Origin of the sequence: Psychrobacter sp. LFX-11D (genome assembly GCF_904846475.1) — a bacterium.
Classification (GTDB): domain Bacteria; phylum Pseudomonadota; class Gammaproteobacteria; order Pseudomonadales; family Moraxellaceae; genus Psychrobacter; species Psychrobacter cryohalolentis.
The window spans coordinates 1-7,544 of the sequence record NZ_CAJHAV010000027.1; the positions used below are offsets into that span (position 1 = coordinate 1).

At 40.3% G+C, this 7,544-nt stretch carries 4 protein-coding genes; all 4 read right to left on the reverse strand.

The window, feature by feature from the left end; translation table 11 throughout:
• Positions 1 to 144: 144 nt before the first annotated feature.
• The 4 genes from rnr to thrS all read right to left on the reverse strand — a co-directional run bounded on the left by rnr (position 145) and on the right by thrS (position 6,671).
• Positions 145 to 2,457, reverse strand: coding sequence for a ribonuclease R (gene rnr, locus JMX75_RS12630; protein ID WP_011514721.1), 2,313 nt, complete (start codon positions 2,455 to 2,457; stop codon positions 145 to 147).
• A 147-nt stretch (positions 2,458 to 2,604) separates the two neighbouring features.
• Positions 2,605 to 3,849: a toxic anion resistance protein gene (locus JMX75_RS12635; protein ID WP_201532544.1), complete on the reverse strand. Its 1,245-nt coding sequence runs from the start codon at positions 3,847 to 3,849 to the stop codon at positions 2,605 to 2,607.
• Positions 3,850 to 4,209: 360 nt separating this feature from the next.
• Entirely contained in the window at positions 4,210 to 4,713 is a 504-nt protein-coding gene (gene infC, locus JMX75_RS12640; RefSeq protein ID WP_011281352.1) for a translation initiation factor IF-3, read from the reverse strand.
• A 23-nt stretch (positions 4,714 to 4,736) separates the two neighbouring features.
• Entirely contained in the window at positions 4,737 to 6,671 is a 1,935-nt protein-coding gene (gene thrS / locus JMX75_RS12645) for a threonine--tRNA ligase (RefSeq protein ID WP_201532545.1), read from the reverse strand.
• Positions 6,672 to 7,544: the final 873 nt, after the last annotated feature.

Sequence of the window (7,544 nt, forward strand, 5' to 3'; positions counted from 1 at the left end):
AAGTTTAAATATGAGAACACCTGCTGAGGTACATGACGGTTATTCATGTCCTGCTTAATACAAAAAAGCCAGATACTCAGGGTATCTGGCTTAGCAAAAACTATCAATCTATTTTAGGACGAGACATTATAGATTCAAGCTAGTTTAGCTCTTTTTACTACTGCCTCTACCACCACGACTGCCGCTTCTCTTCGCAGGTGATTTCTTTGGCTGATCTTTGCTTGTGGAGCTGCGGTTTGGCTGACTAGAGTTTGAATGATCTTTCTTAGTTTGATTCATTTTACTAGATTGCAGCTTTGCTTGTAAACCAAAGTCAATTTGTAGCAGATCCATATTAACGCCAGCTACTTTCACTTTAACCAAATCGCCCAGCCCAAACACTGTGCCTCTATCTTTACCGATAAGCTGTTGCTGCTGCTCATCATAAACAAAGAAATCGTCACCAACGTTTGAGATATGCACCAAACCATCGATATACAAATCCGTCAGAGTAATAAATAAACCAAAGTTTGTGACGGTAGTTACAACACCATCGAACTCTTCGCCGACATGATCTTTCATATAATGACATTTGAGCCATGATTCTACGTAGCGTGAAGCCTTTTCAGCACGGCGCTCAGTATCTGAGGTTTGCATGCCAGCACCTTCTAATGAAAAATCCATCACAGGCTGTTTGGCATTTGTCACTTTCGCCTTGATCGCACGATGTAACATTAAATCAGGATAACGACGAATCGGCGAGGTAAAATGGCTGTACTCGTCGTAAGCCAAACCAAAGTGACCGATATTGTCAGGTGAATAGTTTGCTTGCATCATCGAACGTAACAGCATGCTATGAATACTGATAGCGTCAGGACGCTCTTTAGTCGCTTCAATGATACGCTGATAATCCGCTTGAGTAGGATTTTCTTCTGGGAAGCTTAGACCAAAGTTTTTGGCATATTCATGGATACGCATCGACTTTTCGCCATCAGGCTTATCATGATTACGATATAACACAGGCAGCTCGTTTTTTAGTGCAAAGTTTGCTGCACAGGTATTGGCAAGCAACATGCACTCTTCGATAAGCTTTTGCGCATCACCGCGCGTACGAGGCAAGATGGCTTCGATACCACCTTTTTCATTGAACTTAATGTAAGTTTCAACGGTCTCAAACTCCATCGCATGACGCTCTTCACGCTTTTTGAGGAGTAGCTCATACAGTTGATGTAAGGTATCGACAGATTTTTTGACCTCTTTATTCTCTGTCAACGATTTTGGAACGCTACTGTCTTTTGGATTCTCAAGATAAGCGTTTACTTGATTATAAGTCAAGCGCGCTTGCGAGTGCATGACGCCAGGATAAAACTCATAACTGGTGATTTTACCAGCACGTGATATCTTAATATCAGCAACCATACAGAGGCGATCAAGATTAGGGTTCAGCGAACAGAGACCATTAGACAGTACTTCAGGCAACATAGGAATCACTTGATGCGGGAAATATACTGACGTACCACGCTCGTAAGCATTTTGATCAAGTGGCGAGTTCGGTGTCACATAATAACTGACATCCGCAATCGCTACCAAGACGCGATAATTACCACCAGAACGCTTTTCTGCAAACACAGCATCATCAAAATCACGAGCATCTTCACCATCGATCGTCACTAATGGCAACTCACGTAAATCGACACGACCTTTTAGATCTTTTTCAGTCGGCTCTTTATAATCATTTGCTTGATTGAGCGCCGCTTCACTGAACTCTGATGGAATATCATAATTAAGTAACGTAGTCTCAATGATCAGTTCGCGATCATTGTCATCAGATAAGACTTCAGTAATTTTGCCCGTGGCAAATTCATGCTGATTTGGCCAATCAATAATATCAACTTTTACCGGCGAGCCTTGCTTAGCATTGAAAGCCTGTACATTGTCTTCTGTGACGGTAATCGGCTGATGGTTATTTGGGCTACCAAGCTCAACGCAGTAACCGTCTTCATCATGAGCCAGCGTACCAATAAAATGATTTTGACGACGCTCAACGACATCAACGATACGACCTTCAGTACGACCGCGGTTGTCTGTTGACGTGCCAACGGCTTCTACTGTATCGCCATTAAAGACCCAACGCATTTGTTTTTCATGCAAGAATAGGTCAGGCATATCACTTAATAATACAAAGCCAAAGCCCTTTGGATGGGCTGTTACTGTACCGGTGACAATGTCGTGCTGAGTGACCGTACGATAGCGATAAGGGCGACCGTCACGATTGACTTGTCCATCACGCGTCATCGCTTTTAGGCGGTTGCCCAAAGCGTCAAACTGATCAGGATCAGCAATATTAAAGGCTTTTGCCAATTGCTGATGGGTGATTTCACCGTGTTCATTAATCGTGCTTAATATAAGCTCGCGACTAGGAATCGGGTTATCATATTTTTGTGCCTCACTTGAGGCGTTTGGATCATTCCAACTCATAAATTACCGTATCTATTTTTAAATTATTAATAATGACTATCTTAACACGAACAACGTCCCAATATCTTAGGTCAATTGTCTTATCTGTATTTGATAGCGAGTAGTCGTTAGTGGTCAAATTTTATTAAAAGTGAATGCTTATCTAAATCAAATATCAATATCGACCGTATTTGATTTATTGGTTATTTTTTCCATGTTCAATTCTTTTGACACTTCTAATACCGTGGTCTGATTAGATTTATCGAGGTATTTTTGAGCTTTATCAACCTCAGTGGTCAAGGTATTGACCGTTTGCTTCATATTCTCAAGCGCTTCAATTTTATAATTGCTAATCATATCCATGGTGTCATAGACATTATTGAAGGCATTTTGCAATTTATCAAGCTCAATAGTGCTGCTGGTCGCTTGCTCATGAATCTCAAGTGATTGACGCTTGAGCATTGCCGAAGTTGATTCAATCAAGCTACTGGTCGTTTTATTCAAAGCAGTAATTTGGTCAAGTACCAGTTTTTGGTTAGTCATGGCTTGTGCCACAACCACTGCCGTACGTAGGGCTGAGATAGTGGTAGTAGTGGCGCGATCTACCCCTTTAATCAGCTCTAAATTGTTTTTACGGATAGTATCCAATGCTAAATAACCTTGAACATTTACCGCCAATTGTGTCAAAAAGTCGGTATTTTTTTGGCGGACATAAAACAGCATCTCTTCTTTAATAATACGTGCTTTCTCAGGGTCAGTCGCTTCTATCGCATAGACTTTTTGCTCGAGCTGCTCATCGATTTTTTTACCCACATAGATATATTGGCGAATCGATTGCATCAGCTCCCACATATTAATTTTTTCTTGCTCAATCATCGCATTATCTTTGAGCAGCTCATCTTTACCATTATATAGGCTCGTTACTACCGCATTAATATGAGATTGCGCTGACTCATACTGACGGAAATAGTCTTGTACTTTATTACCAAATGGAATCAAGCCAAATAGCTTACGTGAGCTGGTCAGCTCTTTTTTGCTGGGGTCCAAATCTTCGACGATACCGCGCAGCTCCGTCAATGATTTTGCAATAGGGGAGTTATCAAATAAGCTGTCATTCAGGCTCTTAGCGGGTAGCTCTAACATACGGTTAGACACTTGCGCCGATTCACGGATTTCTTTATTACCCAAATTATGAATAGATTGGACGTTTTGTTGAAATTCAGAGCTGTGTACAGAGTTGTTGATAACATGATCGACAAAAGCATCGACTTTGGCATCAAGCTCTGGAATATCGCTGTCATCTAACTTGACCATCTGATCTGCTTCACTTTTTTGTATCTCTTTAACGGGTTCTGGCGCGGTTAGAGTAATTGTTGGTGTAGAGGTGTTAATAGGTGGGGTTAATTCTTGCATAAGGCTTCCTATGATATCTAAAAGAGGTTATATTTTTATCAGCGACATTTGTAGTCGAGGCATGGATTATTTTTATCAGTTTAATTGTTTTTATTGAAATTATGATTCATAAAGATAGAGTAGGTCTTTAGATTACCGTGTAATGAAAAGGTTGAGAAGATGGGTTTTGTAAAGCACTGTCGGCTTCATATATTTAAGGTTAAAGATAGTCAAAGAGGTACAAGTGTCATAATTAACTATAAATATGCTTATTAAGCCCTACATACTAAAAACCACCAATACGCCGTAGCATATTGGTGGTGGGAAATCATGAATATCTATATAAACACAGCCACTACTAAGACTAGACGATTGAAAAGTCTATTTCTTCTTAGTAGGTCCTAACAGCATACCCATTTGACGACCTTCCATCTTAGGATACTGTTCGACGTTTGAGATATCAGCCGTATCTTCAATGATACGATCAAGTTGCTTGCGACCAATTTCTTGGTGGGCCATTTCACGTCCGCGGAAACGGATGCTAATTTTAACTTTATCCTGATCTTCTAAGAAGCTAACGATTTTTCTCAATTTAACCTGATAATCGGCTTCTTCAGTGCTAGGACGTAGCTTCATCTCTTTTAGCTGAGTCTGCTTTTGGTTCTTTTTAGCTTCTTTCGCCTTTTGCTTCTGATCATAGAGGAAATGTTTATAATCCATGATTTTACATACTGGCGGTTTGGCTTCGGGAACCAGCTCTACTAAATCTAGACTGTCTTCACGTGCCGCTTTCATCGCGGTGTCGATATCGACCACGCCCATTTGTTCACCGTCTTCTTTGACCAGACGGACTTCTTTGGCACTGATATCTTCATTAATGTTCAAACGGTTTGACTGTTTAATAGGTATTACTCCTGATCTATTTTTGGGATCTGTCGGCCTTTTTCGGCAACAGCTGCTTCTACTAATGTGATAAATTCAGCGACACTCATCACGCCCAGATTTTCGCCTTCGCGAGTCCTAACGTTAACGCTGCCTGATTCGACTTCTTTATCCCCTAATACTAGCATATAGGGAATACGTTCTAATGTTTTCTCTCGTATCTTAAATCCAATCTTTTCGTTACGCAAGTCACTAATGGCGCGCAAGCCTGATTTTTTCAACTCATTGACCACATTTTCACACGCATCTGCCTGTTTATCTGTGATATTCATGACTACTACTTGTTGCGGCGCTAGCCATACTGGCATCCAACCGGCATAGTTCTCAATCAAGATACCGATAAAGCGCTCAAATGAACCTAAGATGGCACGGTGCAACATAATAGGTACTTCGCGCTCGTTTTGCTCATTGACGAATTCGGCATCAAGACGCTCAGGCATGTTCGGGTCAACCTGAATAGTACCGCACTGCCATACGCGACCCAATGAATCTTTTAGACTAAATTCAATCTTGGGACCATAGAATGCACCTTCACCTGGTAGATAAGCCCAATCAAGACCGGAACTATCCAATGCATCGGCTAATGCTTTTTCTGCAAAATCCCAAGACTCATCGCTACCGACACGTTTTTCAGGACGAGTCGATAGTTTCATAATGATATTATCAAAACCAAAATCTTCGTAAACAGCAAGGGTCAGCTTAATAAAATCAGCGACTTCTTGTTGAATCTGCGACTGTGTACAAAAGATATGAGCATCATCTTGAGTAAAACCGCGAACCCGCATCAAACCATGGAGCGAACCTGATGGCTCGTTTCGGTGGCATGAACCAAACTCTGCCATACGTAATGGCAAGTCACGGTAAGATTTTAAGCCTTGATTAAAGACTTGCACGTGACAAGGACAGTTCATTGGTTTTACCGCATAATCGCGATTTTCGCTCGAAGTGGTAAACATATTGGTCGCATAGTTGCCCCAATGTCCAGAACGCTCCCACAAGCTACGATCGACAATTTGCGGCGTTTTAATCTCTTCATAACCATTATCGTGCTGCACTTTACGCATATATTGCTCAAGTACTTGATAAATCGTCCAACCATTGGCATGCCAAAACACCATACCTGGCGCTTGCTCTTGCATATGGAATAGATTTAACGCTTTACCAATTTTACGATGGTCACGTTTTTCGGCTTCTTCAATACGCTGGATGTAGGCTTTTAAATCTTTTTTATCCGCCCATGCTGTACCATAAATACGCTGAAGCTGTTCATTTTTGGCATCACCGCGCCAATAAGCACCTGACATTTTGGTCAGTTTAAAGACTTTTAAGAAGCGGGTGTTTGGTACATGCGGACCACGGCACATATCCACATATTCTTGATGATGATATAGACCAAAGGCTTCTTCGCCTGGCATATCATTAATCAGCTTAAGCTTATATTCTTCACCACGTTCTTCAAAGATTCTAATGACTTCAGCACGTGGCGTTATTTTTTTGATAACGTCATAATCTTGCTTGATGAGCTCCATCATGCGTTTTTCAATGGCTGCCATATGCTCAGGCGTAAAAGGCGTTTCGCTATAGATGTCATAATAAAAACCATCATCGATAATGGGACCAATCACCATTTTCACATCAGGATATAACTGCTTAACGGCATGGCCTAATAGGTGAGCACAAGAATGGCGAATGATATCGACACCGTCATCATCTTTTGGTGTAACGATTTCAACTTTGGCATCATGGGCGATAGGGTCATGCGCATCTACCAATTGACCATCCACACGTCCAGCGACAGTCGCTTTAGCAAGCCCTGTCCCAATACTTTGCGCCACTTCCATGACCGTTGTATTACCTTCGAAGTTTTTTACGCTACCATCGGGTAAAGTAATCGCTACCATAATCTATTCACCTTTTTGCGTCCGTTGGCAGTGATGATTGCAACCATCAATCATATAACCGTAAGACTGCGTCAATTATATCTAATTACTATGATATGTTGTAAGAGATGGTATTACTTAAAGGCAAGGCTCAAAGCAGCAGCTTCTTAGCTAAGTCTTAATAAACGAAGTGCCATTAAGTAATATTATAAAGTCAGCTATTATAGCAAAAAATGTCTATTAACACTAGATAGATGGGGACTAAGGGCAGTTATGAATAGCCATCTATATGGTCGTTAACAAGTTTCTATATATAGGTGCTTTCTATACCAATATCAATACAGTCAAATAAAAGGCTTTTTAGCGATAAAGCAGCTACTCAAAATAGATTGATAGTAGGCAGTGGTAATGCAATTAAATAGGGTTATTTATGACTAAAGGTGCATTTACAACATTATTTAATGACAGTAAAGATAATTAATATGTTAAGTAGTTGAAAAATATCGACTATTTAAACCCTACTTAAATTAGTTTAAAAACCTTTGATAAAGCAGTTGACACCCTTCTCAGAATCTATATAATACGCCCCACAGCAAAGGAAGCTAGGCAATAAGTTAACCAACTTATCACTTAGATTACCGAGTTGAAACAAATTAAGAAAAGAAGTTGACAGACTATTAAAACATGATATGATGGTCAGCTCGCTAAATAGGATAAGCCAGATTGGTTTAGCATATTTAGTAAGAATACTCTTACTGGACGACAGTTAGAGACATTATTTAAAAGCATAACTAAAGAACAACTTGTGTGGATTTTTGCTGATTCAGAATGCTAAAAAATAAAGTTGGTTGACTATCTTTTCGATAGGATTCTAACTATAAAAATTATCATTTA